Source organism: Nocardiopsis sp. NPDC006832, assembly GCF_040635885.1.
Lineage (GTDB): Bacteria > Actinomycetota > Actinomycetes > Streptosporangiales > Streptosporangiaceae > Nocardiopsis.
This window is the reverse complement of sequence record NZ_JBEYLC010000004.1, coordinates 71,564-87,278: the sequence shown is the minus strand read 5'-3', so window position 1 is coordinate 87,278 and position 15,715 is coordinate 71,564. Positions and strand designations below refer to the sequence as shown.

General features: G+C 69.6%; 17 protein-coding genes. 9 read left to right on the top strand and 8 right to left on the bottom strand.

Annotated elements, in window-relative coordinates:
* Positions 1 to 23 precede the first annotated feature (23 nt).
* From ABZ717_RS03190 to ABZ717_RS03180, 3 genes are read right to left on the bottom strand one after another with little or no spacing between them, the layout of a single operon-like run.
* Positions 24 to 731, bottom strand: a complete 708-nt coding sequence (locus ABZ717_RS03190) for a tRNA-dependent cyclodipeptide synthase (protein WP_358504759.1) — start codon at positions 729 to 731, stop codon at positions 24 to 26.
* A complete protein-coding gene (locus ABZ717_RS03185; RefSeq protein ID WP_358504756.1) occupies positions 715 to 1,032 on the bottom strand; it encodes a DUF6092 family protein in 318 nt (105 codons plus the stop codon). Before ABZ717_RS03185 ends, ABZ717_RS03190 begins: the two co-directional genes overlap by 17 nt.
* Positions 1,016 to 1,516, bottom strand: coding sequence for a nitroreductase family protein (locus ABZ717_RS03180; RefSeq protein ID WP_358505031.1), 501 nt, complete (start codon positions 1,514 to 1,516; stop codon positions 1,016 to 1,018). Before ABZ717_RS03180 ends, ABZ717_RS03185 begins: the two co-directional genes overlap by 17 nt.
* 172 nt (positions 1,517 to 1,688) lie before the next feature.
* Between ABZ717_RS03180 and ABZ717_RS03175 the strand changes: the two genes are divergently transcribed.
* Together ABZ717_RS03175 and ABZ717_RS03170 are read left to right on the top strand one after the other, a co-directional pair.
* On the top strand, positions 1,689 to 2,720 hold the full coding sequence (locus tag ABZ717_RS03175) for a methyltransferase (RefSeq protein WP_358504753.1): 1,032 nt from the start codon (positions 1,689 to 1,691) through the stop codon (positions 2,718 to 2,720).
* Positions 2,721 to 2,852: 132 nt separating this feature from the next.
* On the top strand, positions 2,853 to 3,632 hold the full coding sequence (locus tag ABZ717_RS03170) for a thioesterase family protein (RefSeq protein ID WP_358504750.1): 780 nt from the start codon (positions 2,853 to 2,855) through the stop codon (positions 3,630 to 3,632).
* Between the two features lie 18 nt (positions 3,633 to 3,650).
* On the opposite strand, the gene ABZ717_RS03165 is transcribed toward ABZ717_RS03170, so the two are convergent.
* Complete coding sequence (locus ABZ717_RS03165) at positions 3,651 to 4,880, bottom strand: MFS transporter (RefSeq protein ID WP_358504747.1); 1,230 nt, start codon at positions 4,878 to 4,880, stop codon at positions 3,651 to 3,653.
* A 69-nt stretch (positions 4,881 to 4,949) separates the two neighbouring features.
* Here ABZ717_RS03165 and ABZ717_RS03160 point away from each other — a divergent pair, with 69 nt between their 5' ends.
* The 3 genes from ABZ717_RS03160 (at position 4,950) to ABZ717_RS03150 (ending at position 8,033) form a co-directional block, all read left to right on the top strand.
* The gene (locus ABZ717_RS03160) at positions 4,950 to 5,882 is read left to right on the top strand and encodes a LysR family transcriptional regulator (protein ID WP_358504744.1); all 933 of its coding nucleotides are present in this window, start codon (positions 4,950 to 4,952) and stop codon (positions 5,880 to 5,882) included.
* 98 nt (positions 5,883 to 5,980) lie between these two features.
* The gene (locus ABZ717_RS03155; protein ID WP_157090978.1) at positions 5,981 to 6,307 is read left to right on the top strand and encodes a metalloregulator ArsR/SmtB family transcription factor; all 327 of its coding nucleotides are present in this window, start codon (positions 5,981 to 5,983) and stop codon (positions 6,305 to 6,307) included.
* Between the two features lie 91 nt (positions 6,308 to 6,398).
* Positions 6,399 to 8,033: a SulP family inorganic anion transporter gene (locus ABZ717_RS03150; RefSeq protein WP_358505028.1), complete on the top strand. Its 1,635-nt coding sequence runs from the start codon at positions 6,399 to 6,401 to the stop codon at positions 8,031 to 8,033.
* Between the two features lie 33 nt (positions 8,034 to 8,066).
* Here ABZ717_RS03150 and ABZ717_RS03145 read toward each other — a convergent pair whose 3' ends face one another.
* Entirely contained in the window at positions 8,067 to 8,963 is an 897-nt protein-coding gene (locus ABZ717_RS03145) for a DUF817 domain-containing protein (RefSeq protein ID WP_358504740.1), read from the bottom strand.
* Positions 8,964 to 9,086: 123 nt separating this feature from the next.
* Between ABZ717_RS03145 and ABZ717_RS03140 the strand changes: the two genes are divergently transcribed.
* The 3 genes from ABZ717_RS03140 (at position 9,087) to ABZ717_RS03130 (ending at position 11,696) form a co-directional block, all read left to right on the top strand.
* Positions 9,087 to 9,872 (top strand): hypothetical protein, encoded by a 786-nt coding sequence (locus ABZ717_RS03140; protein WP_358504737.1) that lies wholly within the window; start codon positions 9,087 to 9,089, stop codon positions 9,870 to 9,872.
* 222 nt (positions 9,873 to 10,094) lie between these two features.
* The gene (locus ABZ717_RS03135; protein ID WP_358504734.1) at positions 10,095 to 11,201 is read left to right on the top strand and encodes a ferric reductase-like transmembrane domain-containing protein; all 1,107 of its coding nucleotides are present in this window, start codon (positions 10,095 to 10,097) and stop codon (positions 11,199 to 11,201) included.
* Between the two features lie 81 nt (positions 11,202 to 11,282).
* A complete protein-coding gene (locus ABZ717_RS03130; protein WP_358504731.1) occupies positions 11,283 to 11,696 on the top strand; it encodes a DUF6221 family protein in 414 nt (137 codons plus the stop codon).
* A gap of 39 nt (positions 11,697 to 11,735) precedes the next feature.
* Here ABZ717_RS03130 and ABZ717_RS03125 read toward each other — a convergent pair whose 3' ends face one another.
* Positions 11,736 to 12,593 carry an NAD(P)H-binding protein gene (locus ABZ717_RS03125; RefSeq protein ID WP_358504728.1) on the bottom strand — a complete coding sequence of 286 codons (858 nt, stop codon included), beginning with the start codon at positions 12,591 to 12,593 and terminating at the stop codon, positions 11,736 to 11,738.
* A 160-nt stretch (positions 12,594 to 12,753) separates the two neighbouring features.
* Here ABZ717_RS03125 and ABZ717_RS03120 point away from each other — a divergent pair, with 160 nt between their 5' ends.
* Complete coding sequence (locus tag ABZ717_RS03120; RefSeq protein WP_358504725.1) at positions 12,754 to 13,341, top strand: TetR/AcrR family transcriptional regulator; 588 nt, start codon at positions 12,754 to 12,756, stop codon at positions 13,339 to 13,341.
* Between the two features lie 57 nt (positions 13,342 to 13,398).
* On the opposite strand, the gene ABZ717_RS03115 is transcribed toward ABZ717_RS03120, so the two are convergent.
* Together ABZ717_RS03115 and ABZ717_RS03110 are read right to left on the bottom strand one after the other, a co-directional pair.
* Positions 13,399 to 14,859, bottom strand: a complete 1,461-nt coding sequence (locus ABZ717_RS03115) for an aldehyde dehydrogenase family protein (protein WP_358504723.1) — start codon at positions 14,857 to 14,859, stop codon at positions 13,399 to 13,401.
* A 52-nt stretch (positions 14,860 to 14,911) separates the two neighbouring features.
* Entirely contained in the window at positions 14,912 to 15,697 is a 786-nt protein-coding gene (locus tag ABZ717_RS03110; RefSeq protein ID WP_358505025.1) for an ABC transporter ATP-binding protein, read from the bottom strand.
* Between the last annotated feature and the right edge of the window lie 18 nt (positions 15,698 to 15,715).

Genomic DNA, 15,715 nt, shown 5'->3' with positions numbered 1-15,715 from the left:
CCCGACAGGTGTCGGGGCCCCGCTCAGTTGGACGGTGTCGTGAGGGGCTTGAGCACGAGGTGTCCCTGCCCGGGGTGCAGGCAGGAGGTCTCCCTTCGCAGCCCCACCAGGACCGGGAGGAGATCGTGGTAGCAGCACACGGAGGTGTCCACGGACAGGACCTCCGGGGTGTTGAGCAGGAAGGGCAGTTCCGCTCGCAGGTAGGACAGACCGGCTCGGAACCGGGCTCCGTCCGGGTCCGGTTCGGGGGCGATGATCCGCCGGACGTGCTCCTCGCAGGCGCGCCCCACCGCCGAGTCCTCCCTCATCGCCCGTTCGACGCGTTCGTTGGCCGATCGGTAGCCGGGGGTGTCCACGGTCTCCGACAACGCCAGGCAGCGAACCCGCGCGGGTACCCGCACCGCCTCCATCGCGCGTCGAATCCGCCGGCGCACGTCCCTCAGCGACCGGCAGGCCCGTCTGGAGGCCTGTGCCTGTTCGGCGCCGGCCGCCCGGTGCATGGTGTCGATGTGCAGGTCCGCGTAGAGCAGGTCGACCGCGCCGAAGCGCCGGCCCGTCCATTCCAGGAGTTGGGCGATCCTGTGTTGGCTGAAGTAGCCGTTGCCGGCGCTGATCCCGATGAGCGCGTGCTCTCCGCGTTCGACGAGGCGTCCGCAGGCGGGGGTGAAGGGCCGGGCCTGAAAGACCTCCTCGGTGTCGTTCAGGCGTGGGCTCTCAGGCGGTGACGGCACCGGGTTCCTCCACGACGGCGGCGAGTCGATCACACAGTTCGTCGAGCAGGGCGGCCAGGTCCCGATCGACCATCGCACCGCACATGACCTCGTCCATGCGCTCCTTCAGGGAGGTCAGTTCCGGGCTCTGGTCTCCACCGGTCCTGGCTCGCAGGCGCAGGACGCGGCGGGCGGCGTCCAGGCAACGCAGTGGCCCGTAGTCACGGGGTTCCTCCAGCAGGCCTCGGCCACTGCTGATCAGGTAGGCCGCGAGCAACAACAGTTCCTCGTCGATTCGGCACTGGTCAGCCCCAGTGTTCATGACTGATCACCTCGTTCCGGTCGCGTCGGGGTGCGGTGGTGCGCGGGTTCGGGGCCGGGTGTCCGATCGACACCAGGAGGAGTGGCTCCAGGTGTTGGGGCAGTCTCAGGAACCTGCGCACCGGGCTCTTGCGGAAGCTGGCGGTGGGGCACCCGCCCAGTCCGAGGGCGTGTGCCGCCAGCAGGAGGTTCTGCACGGCCATCGCCACGCAGAGCATGCCCTCGTCCCAGGCGCCTCCTCCCACGGACCGCCCGTGGTCGAAGCAGGCCGCCACGATCAGCGGCGGGCGTTCGATGATGCCCGGGGCGAAGGCGTGGATCAGGCGCAGGGTTCGCGGTCGTCGTACGACGACGAAGGCCCAGGCCTGTTTGTTGGAGGCGGAGGGTGCGGCGAGCATGCTGTCCAGCAGGGGATCCAGGAGCTCGTCCCGCACGGATTCGTCGTTGAAGGAGCGGACGGCCCGTCGTGTGCTCAGTACACGCAGCGTCCGCCGACCCTGGTCCTGGAGTTCGGGTTCAGGGACCTCCACAGGAATCTCCACTTTCTGTATTGGGTCAACCACCTGGAGTAATGTAACGTGTCGCTCGGTTTCCCGGGGCCGTTCCGCCCTCAGAAACACCTCCGTTCGAGGAAATCAGCGAAAGGTATCCACCCCCGTGACGCTCCCCACCACTTCCGCTCCGCTCGACGTCTCCGCCGTCCGGCTGTTCGAGCTGATCACCTCCAGCTGGGTCGCGGCGGCAGTGGGCGCCGCGGCCGAGCTCGGCGTCGCCGATGCCATGTCCAGGGAACCCTCGCCCCTGGCAGAGATCGCTTCTCGGGTCGACGCCGACGCCGAGGCCCTTCACCGACTGCTGCGCGCCTGCGCCGATCTGGAACTGGTCCGGGAGTCCCCGGAGCGGTGTTTCGCCCTCACCGACCTGGGCGAGGCGCTACGGGAGGACTCCGCCGCGTCCATGCGCGGGTACGCCCGTTGGTTGGGGAGCCCGACAGAGCGGTCCACCATGGCCCACCTGGCCGACGCCGTGCGTGTGGGAGGTCCGGTGTTCGAGTCCGTCCACGGTGTTCCCGTCTGGGAGTACATGCGTCGTCACCCCGAGGTCGCCGCGCTCTTCGACCAGGGCATGAGCGACATCTCCGCGCAGCTCACCCGATCCCTGACCGAGGACTACGACTTCGGTCCCAGCGAGTTGTTGGTGGACGTCGGGGGCGGGCGCGGGCGCCTGTTGTCCTTGGTGTTGTCGGCCAATCCACACCTGCGGGGCGTGCTCTACGACCGGCCCGAGGTCATCGCGAGGGCCGAACCCGCGCTCCTTGGCGGGGAACTCTCCGAGCGCTGCCGTGTCGAGGGCGGTGACTTCCTGGACGCGGTGCCGGTCGGTGGTGACACCTACCTGCTCGCCAGCGTCATCCACAACTGGAACGACGCCGACGCCGCCAAGGTCCTCACGCACTGCCGCCGGGCGATGCTCCCCCACGGGCGGGTCCTGCTCGCCGAAGTGGTGATGCCCCAGGGCACCGAGCCGGCGCGGACGGCCAGGTTCATGGACCTGAGCATGCTCGTGCACTGTGGTGGGGAGCAGCGGACCCCGAGCCGGTTCGCGGAACTGTTCGAGCGTGCCGGGCTCCGTCTGAACCGCATCGTGCCAGGACGCGGGGTGAGCGTGGTCGAAGGGGTGCTCGCCTGAACACCACGACCGGAACCGATGGGGCGGGGACTCGGTGGGGCTTCGGCGGCTCGTGGGGGGGGTGGCGGGTCCCGGCCGGGTGAGCATCGGAGATGATGCACTCGGCATGGCCCCGTAGCGCAGGAGAACTCCTTGTCCCAGTCCCAGAACGCCTACTTCGTCCGAGTGGGCGACGACCGCTTCGTTCCCACCGAGCACGTCAGCGGCGCTTGGAACACCGCCGAGCAGCACTTCAGCCCACTGGGCGGTCTCATCACCCACGCCATCGAGACCCACACCGCCGAGCGGGGACTACAACTCTCCCGGATCGGCTTCGACATCCTGGGCACGCTGGCGATGGACGAGTGCCACGTCGAGGTGAACACCATCCGCCCCGGGCGCACCATCGAGCTGGTCGAGGCGTTGGTCCAGATCGGGGACCGCACCGCCGTGCGGGCGCGGGCGTGGTCGCTCGTGGCGGGCGAGACCGGCGCGGTCGAGGGCGGCGCGGCCGATCCCCTGCCCGATCCGGAGGGCCTGGAGAAGAAGCCGCTCAGCGAGATCTGGCCCGGTGGTTACATCGCCTCGTTGGACGCGCGGCCGATCGCTCCCGCCGTGCCGGGACGTGGCGCGGCGTGGCTCTCCACCGACGTGGAACTGGTGGCGGGCGAGAAGGCCGGGCCGGTGGCCTCCTTCGTCAAGCTGCTCGACACCGCCAACGGTGTCGCGGTGCGCGAATTGCCCACGGAGTGGATGTTCCCCAACGTCGACCTCACCGTGCACCTGTTCCGACAGCCGGAGGGCGAGTGGGTCGGGCTGGACACCACGGTGGCCTTCGGTCCCACGGGGCTGGGGCTGACCAGTTCGGCCCTGCACGATCGGCGAGGGCAGGTCGGCCGGGCCGAGCAGAGCCTCACGGTGCGTCCGATGTAGCGCTCACGAGTGGGGGGCTCAGGTGGTCGAGAGTCGGCGCAGGCGCAGGGCGCACAGGCCCGCGAGCACGGTGAGGGCCATCGCCAAGGCGACGGTCCCGCTCCAGCCCACGGCGTCGTAGACCACGCCTCCCAACCACCCGAACAGGCTCGCGCCCAGGTAGTAGGCGAGCGTGTAGACGGCCGTGGCCTGCGCGCGGCCGGTGGTGGCGTGGGATCCCACCCAGGCCGAGGCCGTGGCGTGGGCGCAGAAGAACGCGAAGGTCAGCAGCAACAGGGTGGCCAGTAGGAGAATCACTGAGGTGGTGAACAGCCCGCCGAGTCCGATCAGGAGTAGGACGGTGGTGGTGGTGAGCACCCCGTAGCGTCCCCAGCGCAGGGTGGCCGATCCGGCCAGCCCCGAGCCGAGCATGCCGGCGGTGTAGGACAGGAACAGCAGGGACGCCACGGCCTGGGAGAGCCCGAAGGGTTCGTCGGTGAGGCGAAAGCCCAGGACGTTGTACACGGCCATGAACGCGCCCATCAACAGGAGTGCCTGGGCGTACATGGGCACCAGGCCGGGGGTGGTCATGGCGGCCTTGAGTCGGCTGCCCATGCCGAGGGTGTCGTCGGTCGACGTGGGGCGTGTGGTGGGCGCGCCCTTGGTCTGTCGGGGCAGGACGAGGACGAACACCACGAGGGCGACCAGGCCCAGGATGGTGTTGGCGGCGATCCCCCACTGCCAGCCGCCGTGTTCTGCGGCGAAGCCCGCCAGGAGGCGTCCGCCCATGCCGCCGAGGGGGTTGCCGGCGATGTACAGGCCGGTGGCCTTGGGTGCGTCGCGGGGGTGGATCTCCTCGGCGAGGTAGGCCACGGCGGCCGCCGAGACCCCGCCCAGGGCGGCGCCCTGGAGGGTGCGCAGGAGCAGGAGTGTCCAGAGTTCGGTGGCGAAGGGCGCGGCGGTGCCCAGCACGATGGCCAGCAGGAGGGAGAGACCGATGACGCGCGCGCGGCCGATGCGGTCGGCGACACCGCTCCAGATGAGGGTGAAGCCGGCGAGGCCGCCGGTGGCCAGGGAGACGGTGAGCGCGGCTTGTCCCGCGGACGTGCCGAACCCCGCGGCGATGGCGGGCAGGATCGGTTGGACCGACCACAGTTGGGCGAAGGTGGCGACGGCCGCGGCGATCAGGGCGATGACCGTGCGCCGATAGGCGGACGTGCCGGCCCTGGGTCTGGGGTCGGTCGAAGGCGGTGCGCTGGTCACGGTCATGGTTCAACGCTAGGAAGCCCGCTTTCATACGTCCAATGCATGCTTTCACGTTCATGCATACTGATCTGCATGGATAGCGTTGAGGTCGGCGACCTGACCCAGGTGTTGGCGCCCCGATTGCGGATGTTGTCGGCCATCGCCAAGACCGAGCACATCACCCACGCGGCCTCGGCCCTGAACATGCCACAACCCACGCTGAGCAGGGCTTTGGCCCGACTTCAGGAGGAATTGGGCATCGCGTTGATCGAACGCACCGGGCGTGGGATCCGACTGACCCGGGCGGGGCGGACACTGCTCCCGCACGTGGAGCGGTCGCTGGAGGATCTGCGCCAGGGTGTGGCCGAGCTCACCGGCGCCGAGGAGGGCCGGGTGGCGTTGACGTTCCTGCCCACGCTGGGCGTGGAGGTGGTTCCGGTGCTGTTGCGGGGTTTTCGCGCCGAGCACCCGGGGGTGCGTTTCACCCTGACCCAGGAACCGTGGGCGCAGTCGCTGCGGCGGTTGTCGTCGGGCGGCGCGGACCTGGCGTTGACCTCTCCCCTGCCCTCGGGCCAGGGGCTGGTCTCCCAGGTGTTGCAGACCCAGTACCTGCGTTTGGTGGTGCCCGAGGGGCACCCGCTCGCCGGGCGGGGTGAGGTGTCGTTGGCGGCGGCGCGCGACGACTTCATCCTGCTCAAGCCGGGTCGGGGGGTGCGGCATCTGACCGATCGGCTCAGCGATCGGGCCGGGTTCACGCCCACGGTGGCATTCGAGGCCGACGACATCAGTACGGCCCGGGGGTTGGTCGCGGCGGGGTTGGGGGTGTCGGTGCTGCCGGCCCGCCCCAGGGGTCCGCTGGGCGGCACGGTGGAGCTGGTCATCATCGATGGTGAGGCCGAGCGGCCGGTGGGCATCGTGTGGCCCCGTGAGGGTTCGGGCGGTGGTTACGAGCCCCCGGCCGTGGAGTTGTTCCGCGAGTACGTGCGCCGGGTGGGTCCCGAGGTGCTTCCGGGCCTCACCGGGTGATCGTCCGGCCGTCGAGTTCACACCATGACGATATGAAGATTTCTTCAATTCAACATATGGTGGATGTGATCGTCTCGTCCCCGAACCCGAGGTCCACTGTGCACCGTCCCCTGTACCAGGCCAAGGCGGAGTTCTTCCGCATGCTCGGCCACCCCGTCCGCATCCGCGTCCTGGAACTGCTCCAGGACGGCCCCAAGGCCGTCCGTGACCTTTTGGCCGACGTGGACGTGGAGCCCTCCAACCTCTCCCAACAGCTCTCCGTCCTACGCCGTTCGGGCATCGTGACCTCCAGCAGAGAGGGATCCACGGTGGTCTACGAGCTGGCCGGCGCCGACGTCGCCGACCTCCTGGGCGCCGCCCGCCGTATCCTCACCGAGCTCAGCACCGGCCGTGAGGAACTGTTGGCAGAGCTGCGTGAGGGCTGAGATGGCACAGACGACTCACTCCCGGGGCATCAGGCGGAGGTTGTGGACGAACACTCGCGCGCTGTTGCCCCGGCGCTCCGACTTCACCACCATGCGCCGCTCCCCCGGCCGTGACCTGCTCGCCGGGGTGACGGTCGCGATCATCGCGCTGCCCCTGGCCCTGGGCTTCGGTATCTCCTCCGGACTGGGCGCTCAGGCCGGGCTGGTCACCGCGATCGTGGCCGGGTTCCTGGCCGCGGTCTTCGGTGGCTCCAACCTCCAGGTCTCGGGACCCACCGGAGCGATGACCGTGGTGCTGGTGCCCATCGTGGCCGTGCACGGGCCCACGGGTGTGCTCATGGTCGGAATGATGGCGGGGCTGATCCTGCTGGTCCTGGCCTGGGCACGGGGCGGACGGTACATGCGCTACGTTCCCGCACCCGTGATCGAGGGGTTCACTCTGGGCATCGCCGTCGTCATCGCCCTCCAACAGGCCCCGTTCGTGCTGGGTCTGCCCCAACCGGAGGGGCACAACGTCCTGGCCGGCGCGCTCTCCCTGGTCAGGGACTTCAGCGCCGACCCGGACTGGACACCCCTGCTCATCGCCCTGGGCGTGGCCGCGGTGATGCTGGTGGGGGCCAGGTGGCGACCCACGTTGCCGTTCTCGCTGCTGGCGGTGGCCGCCGCGACCCTGCTGGTGCACCTGAGTCCGTTGTCCACGCCCACGATCGGAGCCCTGCCCGCCGGCCTTCCCACGCCCTCCCTGTCGTTCCTGGATCCCTCCGCCGTGGGCCCGCTGATGAGCGCGGCCCTGGCGGTGGCGGCGCTGGCCGCTCTGGAGTCGTTGCTGTCGGCCACGGTGGCCGATGGAATGCGCGTCGACGAACGGCACGACCCCGACCGTGAGCTCTTCGGGCAGGGCGTGGCCAACGTGGTCGTGCCGATCTTCGGTGGCGTGCCGGCGACCGCCGCGATCGCGCGCACGGCCGTGAACGTGCGTTCGGGCGCCAACAGTCGCCTGGCCGCGGCCTCCCACGCCCTGGTGTTGGCCATGGTGGTGCTGCTCGCCTCCCCGCTGGTGGGGCTGGTGCCGTTGGCCGCGCTGGGCGGTGTCCTGTTGGCCACTGCCGTGCGGATGGTCGAGGTGGGGTCGGTGCGCGCGATGATGCGTTCCACCCGAGGCGACGCCGTGGTGTTGGTGCTGACCGCGGTGGCCACCCTGGCCTTGGACCTGGTCACGGCGGTGCTGCTGGGGATGGCGGTCACCGCGTTCCTGGCACTGCGCGCGGTGTCGCGCGATGCCCGACTGAACCGGGTGGAGTTGTCCCAGGGGCCGCCCGGTGACCACGGTGCGCGGGAACGTGCCCTGTTGGACGAGCACATCGTCGCCTACCGGCTGGACGGGCCCTTGTTCTTCGCCGCCGCGCACCGATTCCTGTTGGAATTGACCGAGGTGGCCGACGTGTCCGTGGTGATCCTGCGGATGTCGCGGGTCAGCACGGTGGACGCCACCGGGGCCTTGGTGCTGGGCGACGCGATCGAGCGTCTGGAGCGACGCGGAATCTGCGTGCTGTTGTCGGGGGTGCGGCCCGATCACACACGGGCGTTGACCGCACTGGGCGCGGGCGCCCGGTTGTTCGAGCGAGGCTCGGTATTCGACAGCACCCCCGAGGCGATCGACTTCGCCCACACCCTGCTGCGCGAACGCGGGACCATGGAGGCGGCTGACGAGACCACTCCGCGCTGACCCGTTCGCCACCCTCGGCGGGCCTGGCGATTTTCACCGGGTGAGTTCGTGGTCCTGCGGTGGGGTGTGCAGGGGGCGGGGGCGGTAGACGAAGGTCACCAGCACCACGGAGATGATCATCAGCAGCAGCCAGGCGACCAGTTTGGCAGGGGAGACCATCTGCCAGCCGTCGGCCTGGTGGGGGTAGATCCAGGATCCGGCGGCGGTGGCGATGTTCTCGGCGACCCAAATGAAGAAGGCCACGCCGCCGAACGCGGCCAGGATGGGCATGCGGCGCCAGGGTCGGGATCGGTGGTCGCGAAAGTGCATGGTGCAGCGGGCGTACAGGACCACGATGAGGACCAGCAGTACCCAGCGGGCGTCGAACAGGTAGTGGTGGCCGAAGAAGTTGAGGTAGATCGCCAGGCCGAGCAGGGCGGTGGCCCAACGTGGCGGGTAGTGGTCGAAGCGCAGGTCGAACAGGCGGAACACGCGCACCATGTACGAGCCCACGGCGGCGTACATGAACCCCGTGTACAGCGGTACCCCGCCGATCCACAGCAGCCCGTCGCCGCCGTACTCCCAGGAGCCCACGGACGTCTTGAAGATCTCCATGGCCGTACCGACCAGATGGAACAGCACGATCACCCAGAGCTCTCGTCCGCTCTCCAGGCGCAGGAGCAGCATGAGCGCCTGGATGGCGACCGCTCCGATGACCAGGGCATCGCTGCGCGAGAGCGCGACGCCTTCGGGGTACCACAGGTGGGTGGCGACCAGCAGGGCGAGCATGGCGGCGCCGAAGACGCACGCCCAGGCCTGTTTGACGGTGAAGACGACGAACTCCAGCACTCCCCCGCCCACGCGCCCTTGGAGGGCTTCCAAACGCCCGTTCGCCCAGGTGTCCAGGCGCCGTTCGAGGGAGGTGAGGGAGTGGTGGTGTTCGTTGGCCATGCGCTCGATCGTACGGTCGACCGTGTGGTGTCGGAGCGCCGGGAGGAGCGCTCTCGGACGTCGGGCGCCCGCCGGGGGTGCCATGGGTTGAGTCGGGTCCTCGCGCCCGTCTACGGTGTCGGGATGTCGACCCCCCTTCCGCCCGGAACCGGCGCGCTCCCCCCGCCACCGCAAAGACGCCCCCTTTTCCTCGGCATCGCCGCCGTGTCCGGGCTCGGGTTGCTCACCATCGCCGGGTTCACCTGGCTCACGTTCTCGTCGGAGCGAATCGAACCCGGCCCCGCCGCCCCCGGACCCGGAGACCACGCCCCGATGGCGGTGTGCGCCAACTCCGAGGGCACGGTGCTGCGCGCCGACGTGAACGGCGACGGGCACCTGGACGAGGTGCGCGACCCGGCTCGGGAGGGTGTGATCACCGTCGAGGGCGGCGGGGACTCGTGGGAGGCCGACCTCGACGACGCCTTGGCCAGGCTGGGTTACGCGGGTTCGGAGGATCCGAAGCGGGAGGCGCGGGGCACCCTCGGGGACTTCGATGGTGACGGCTACGTGGACCTGGCGTTGTTCTTCGCGACGCCGCACCTGGGCGACGATCCGGTGGAGGACATGCCGGTGCACGAAGTGCACTTCGGGCCGCTGGCCCAGGATCTGACCAGTGAGAGGGTCGGCCCCCTTCGCATCGACTTCAAGGGGTTCGTGTACGGGGCACGGGCCGCTGACCCGGATGGTGACGGCAGAGCCGAGTTGCAGGTGTTCCAGACCGAGGGCGACGGCGCGGTCGACCATCATGTCGGTCACTACCGGGATGACGGTGTCACCGTGGACGGGGAGTCCGTCGATTCCCACGACCGTTCGAGTTGGCAGGGCACCGAGCGGGGATGGGGCGACTTCGAGGTCTGCTCCGACGAGTAGTGGACATACGCCAAGACCTGGCAAGCGCTTTCTTTGTGGTAAGCGCTTGCATGGAATTTTCCCAGCTCACAGAGGACATCCCGCCCTCCCAATAATGATTGAGCGTTCAACAGGCCTGGGCCCGGCGCCGACTTTCCGCTAGCGTGCCATTTCGGTCCGTGTTCCCTCCCCGGCCTCCCCTCGGCCTCGGAACCGGTCGCCCACCCCTCACCTGGAGCCACCATGTCCTCCCCCGCCAGACCCCGGCCCCGGCTCGACCGCCGAACACTGCGCGCGGACCTGCGCAACCTGCTCTTCGACTCCACCGCCGCACTGGTGGTGACCGCGGTGATCTTCGTGGTCCTGTATCAGCGCATCGACGACGGCACCTCGGCGACCCTGGAGGTCATGCCGCACCTGGCCGACGCTCGGATGTACTGGCTGTACTGGGCGTGCCAGGCCTTCGGCTGGTCGGCGATGCTGTGGGCGTGGATCACCGTCATGCTCGGACTGCTGCGCTCGACCCGACCGGTGTCCTGGTCGCCGGTCTCCCACGCCCGTCTGGAGCACTGGCACCGGGTCACCAGCATCACCACCATCGGGCTGATGTTCGCCCACGCCCTGGCGTTCTTCCTGGAGCTGCTCCGCCAGAACGAGGACGGACTGTCACCGGCACGGCTGGTGTGGTCGGCCTTCGTCGACGTCTTCGTCCCCGGCGGGTACGCGACCGGCACCGGCCAGGTCGCCATCCTCCTCGGCCTGATCGCCCTCTACCTGGCGATCCCCCTCGGGTTGTCGTTCTACATTCGGGCGTGGACGGGTTCGCGCCTGTGGCGGGTACTGCATCGGTTCGTCATCCTGGTCTACGTCCTGAGCGCGTGGCACACCCTGTTGTACGGCACCAACGTGTGGTTCGACGGCTGGTTCCGCACCATCGTGTGGGGGTTGCAGCTCCCGGTGGCCCTGCTGTTCCTGGCACGGCTGCTGACACCGCTACGACACGAGGAGAGGCTCACCCGGGCCGCACTCGGCGGTGGCGCCGGTCCCCTGCTGCGGCTGGGCGGTCGGCTGCTGGCCGCGGCCGGTGTGGTCGTGGTCCTGCTGGTCACGGTCACCGGCCGGGACGGCGGGAGGACACCCGGGCAGGAGTCCGGGGACATGCTCATCACTCAGCCCATGGTCTGGGGCGGGCTCGTGGTCGTGCTGACGGTGATGGGCGCGGTGGCCCTGGCCGTGAGGTCGAGCGGGGAGCGTGTTGGGCGAACCGCTCGCCCCGGACCCGAGCCCGGGGCGACGGAACCGACCCTCGACCCCACATCCGATCGAAGTGACTCCGAAAACCCGCTGTAGGGTTTTCCAGGGATGGTCCGGGCCGGTGTTCCCTCGACGGTCGGAAACGTCAGGGAACACCGAGACGATCAGGGGGATTCGTTGGACGCTTTGGTCTCGTTCCTGCGGGCGCGGATGGACGAACACTGGCGGGGCGCGCTCGCCGCTGGAGCCTCCTCCGCCGCGCGGACGTGGTCGGCCCGGTCGGGCCGTGTGGAGTCCGCCGACGGCGAGACCGTGGCGCCGACCTCCGGCGAAGGCGGTCCAGGAGAGCGAGCGCGCTCGGAGCACATCGTCCGGAACGACCCCGCGCACGCCCTGAGGAGGTTGGAGTCCACCAGGCGCCTCATCGAACGGTACGAACTGCTCCACGCCGACCTGGTCGAACATCCGGAAGGGGAGGCTCTGCTCCGCGAGTACGAGGAAGTCGTTCTTCCCCTGCTCGCCCTTCCGTTCTCCGACCACCCCGACCATCGGCCGGAATGGTCTCCTCGGGAGGAATCTCCACGGCGATGAATCCCGTGGCGCTCGCCCTCGATCGGTCGCCCGAGCCCTTCAGACGGCGATCTGCTCCGCGAGCTGGGCGGCGACGCCTCGGGGTTCACGACCGAGGAGTTCGGCCAACAGCGGATCCTGTTCGGCGAAGTAACCCTCGCGGGTCGCGCGGAACATGGTGAGCATGAAGCGGGCCGCCTGCTCCGGAAGACCGTTCGCCACCTGATCGGCGACCCACTGTTCGTCGTCCACGACGACGCGTTCGATGGTGCGGTCACTGAGGCGGGAGAGGAGAGCGGCGAAGTCGTCGAGGGTGACGGCCTCACCGGAGATCAGGGTGATGGCTCCGTCGAAGGAGCGGTCACCGGAGAGAACGAACGCAGTGGCCTCGGACAGGTCGGCGGGGGCGGTCCACGGGACGGGCCCGTCGGCCGGGGCGGCGATCGTCCCGGTGCGTCGCCAGGGTCCGAGCATGGCTTCGAAGTCGTGCGTGAAGAAGCCGTTGCGCAAGGAGGTCCACGCGGCCCCCGAACCGGCGAGGATCTCCTCGGTGGCGGCGTGGATGGCCGCCGGTGGGTAGGGGCCCTCGGTCGTGGCGCCCTGTTGGCTCGTGTACAGGATCCTGTGGGCGCCGGCCGCGACCGCCGCCTCGATCGCGTTGCGGTGCAGGCCCACCATGTCGGCCGTCGGGTCGTTGCCGGAGACCAGGAGCACCTGGTCGGCGCCGGCGAAGGAGTGGCGCAGGGCGGCCGGGTCATCGTAGGCGGCCTGTCGTACGCGTACACCGCGGTCCGCGAAGTGCCGCGCCTTGGCGACGTCGCGCACGCTGACGCCGATCCGATCGGCCGGCAGGCGCTTGAGGAGGTGCTCGACGGTGGCCCCGTTGAGGGAGCCGGTGGCACCGGTGACGACGATCATGTTCGCGGCCCTTCCTTGTGTGCCCGCACTGGTGGGCACCCCGGCGGCACGCCGTCGCACAAGTTGACCAGTGGGGTCAATTTCGCTTCCGTCGTCGACGCTAGATAACCTGACCCCACGAGTCAAATTACGGTGGCGGTGGCGAGGGACGGTGGGGAACATGACGGATGGGACACCCCCGAAGCCTCGGCTGCGCGCCGACGCCCGGCGCAACACGGAGCAGATCCGCCGTGCCGCGATCGACGCCTTCCAGGGGCGGGGTCTGAGCGTGCCGTTGGAAGAGGTGGCCAAGGCGGCGGGGGTGAGCAAGGCCACGATCTTCAACCGGTTCGGTGGCCGGGTCGGACTCATCGAGGCCGTCATCGAAGAGGTCGTCGCGAACGAGCTCCACGCCGTCATCGACCACGCGCGCTCCCTCCAAGGAGCTGGAGAGCGGGTCGCGTACTACCTCACCGCGATCCGCGATCTGCAGTACCGCCAACCCACCGCCAACGACGTCCTGCTGCAGGAGTACCCGCACTCACGGCAGCTCATGGACATCTGTCGGGCAGCGGGAGAGATCAACGACGAACTCGTCGCGGCCGGTCACGCCTGTGGAACCCTACGACCCGGGTTCACGACGGAGGATCTCCACGCGCTCATCGTCGACAACGCGCTCGCCCTCAAACACGGCACCCGCCCGTCCCGGGACGCGTACGACCGCCGCACCGACTTCCTCCTCGACGGGATCCGTGCTCAGCACGGGTAACGCGGGTGACTCGGGTCGTTTCGGGGCCCGGCCGGGCCCCGAAACGAGCCGGTCGATCTAGAAGGGGTAGCGGGCGGGGTCGGCCTGCATGGTCACCCACTGGGTCTCGGTGAAGGCCTCCATGTTGGCGCGGGTGCCGCCGAAGCGCGAGCCCGTGCCCGAGTCGCCCACGCCACCGAAGGGCGCCACGGCCTCGTCGTCGACCGTCTGGTCGTTGATGTGCACGATGCCGCTGGGAATGCGATCGGCGATCTCCAGCCCCCGCATGGGGTTGGTGGTGATCACGCCCAAGGACAGCCCGTACTCGGTGGCACCGGCGATCTCGACGAGTTCGTCGATGGTGGAGAAACGGGCCACCGGGGCGACCGGACCGAAGACCTCCTCGGCGTAGGCCGCGGTGGTCGGGGTGACCCGGTCCAGGACGGTGGGCCGGTAGTACAGGCCGTCGTAGGTGCCACCGGCGCGCAGCTCGGCGCCGGCCTCGACGCTGTCGGTCACCAGCCCATGGATCTTGTCGCGTTGACCGGCGTCGATGACGGGTCCGAGTGCGGAACCGTCCTTTTCGGTGCTGCCCACCACCAGGGCCTCGGCCTTGGCCGCGAGCTTCTCGACGTAGGTGTCGGCGATCGACTCGTGCACCAGGTGGCGGCCGGTGGTCATGCAGATCTGCCCCTGGTGCAGGAAGGAGCCCCAGGCGCCGATGGAGGCCGCGGCGTCCACGTCGGCGTCGTCGAGGACGACCAGGGGCGAGTTGCCGCCCAGTTCCAGGTGGGCGCGCTTGAGGTGGCGGGCGGCGGCCTCGCCGACCTTGCGTCCGGCCGGGGTGGATCCGGTGAAGGAGATGACGCGCACGGGCGGGGTGGCGACCAGGGCCTGGCCGGCCTCCGCGCCGCCGGGCAGGACCTGGAAGACGCCTTCGGGGACTCCGGCCTGACGGAACACCTCGGCCAGGACCGCGCCACCGCAGACGGCGGTGCGCGGGTCGGGCTTGAGGATGACGGAGTTGCCCACGGCCAGCGCGGGGGCCACGGAGCGGATGCCCAGGATGAGCGGGACGTTGAAGGGCGCGATGACCCCGACCACGCCCACGGGCACCTGGCGGGAGAAGCTCAGGCGCGGCTTGGCGGTGCGCAGGATCTCGCCGTGCGGTTGGGAGGCCAGGGCGGCGGCCTCGTAGCACTCCTCGGAGGCCACGTGTACCTGGAAGCCGGCCATGCCGGCGGCGGCGCCGCCCTCGTGGCTCAACCAGTACGAGATCTCCTCGGCGTTGGCGTTGAGGATGTCTCCGGCCCGGCGCAGGATGGCGGCGCGTTCCTCGAAGGAGGTGGCGGCCCAGCCGGTCTGGGCCTTGGCCGCGCGTTCGGCGGCCTCGTGGACGTCGTCGGCGTCGGCGATGCCGATGCGGCCCAGGACGGTGCCCGAGGAGGGCGAGACGACCTCGGTGTCGCCTCCCTTGGCCGGGGTCCAGGTGCCGGTGAAGACGGCGGAGGTGAACTTGTCGGCGTCGAGCAGGCTCACGATGGGCTCCTTGTGTTTCGTTGGTGATGCGGCCGTTCGGAGGGGTCAGGCCCTAGGCGGCGGGTTCGGTGGTGCCCTTCTTGGCCTGTTGGATCTGCGCGTAGACGTGGGCGCGCAGGTGGGTGAAGCGTTCGTCCTGGCGGGTGGTGAGCTGGTCGCGTTCGGCGGGCAGGTCCACGGTGATGTCGTCCTGGACGACTGTAGGTGAGTTGGACAGCACCAGGACGCGTTCGCCCAGGTAGACGGCTTCGTCGATGTCGTGGGTGACGAACAGGACGGTCACGCCCAGGCGCTTCCAGAGCCGGCGGACCAGGTCCTCCAGGTCGGCTCGGGTCTGGGCGTCCACGGCGGCGAAGGGTTCGTCCATGAGCAGCACCTGCGGCTCGTAGGCCACGGCGCGGGCGATGGCCACGCGCTGTTGCATGCCGCCGGAGAGCTGCCAGGGGTAGGCGTCGGCGAAGTCGGTCAGGCCGACCGCGGCGAGTGATTCGGTGACCAGTTCGGCGCGGCGGGCCTTGGGGAGCTTCTTCTCCTTGAGGGGGAGTTCGACGTTGTCCCGCACGCTCATCCAGGCGAAGAGGCTGCGTCCATATTCCTGGAAGACCACGGCCATGCCCGGTGGTGGTGAGAGAACGGGCCGTCCGTCCAGCTCGACGGTGCCGCTGGTGGGGGCCATGAGGCCGGCGATGCACTTGAGCAGGGTGGTCTTGCCGCAGCCGGAGGGTCCGACGAGGCAGACGAGTTCGCCTTCGGCGAGTTCGAAGGTCAGGTCGCGCACGGCCTCCACCGCCGTGGCGCCCCCGTTGTAGATCTTCTGCAGACCGGTGACCTTGAGCATGGTGGGGCGTTCTCCCAG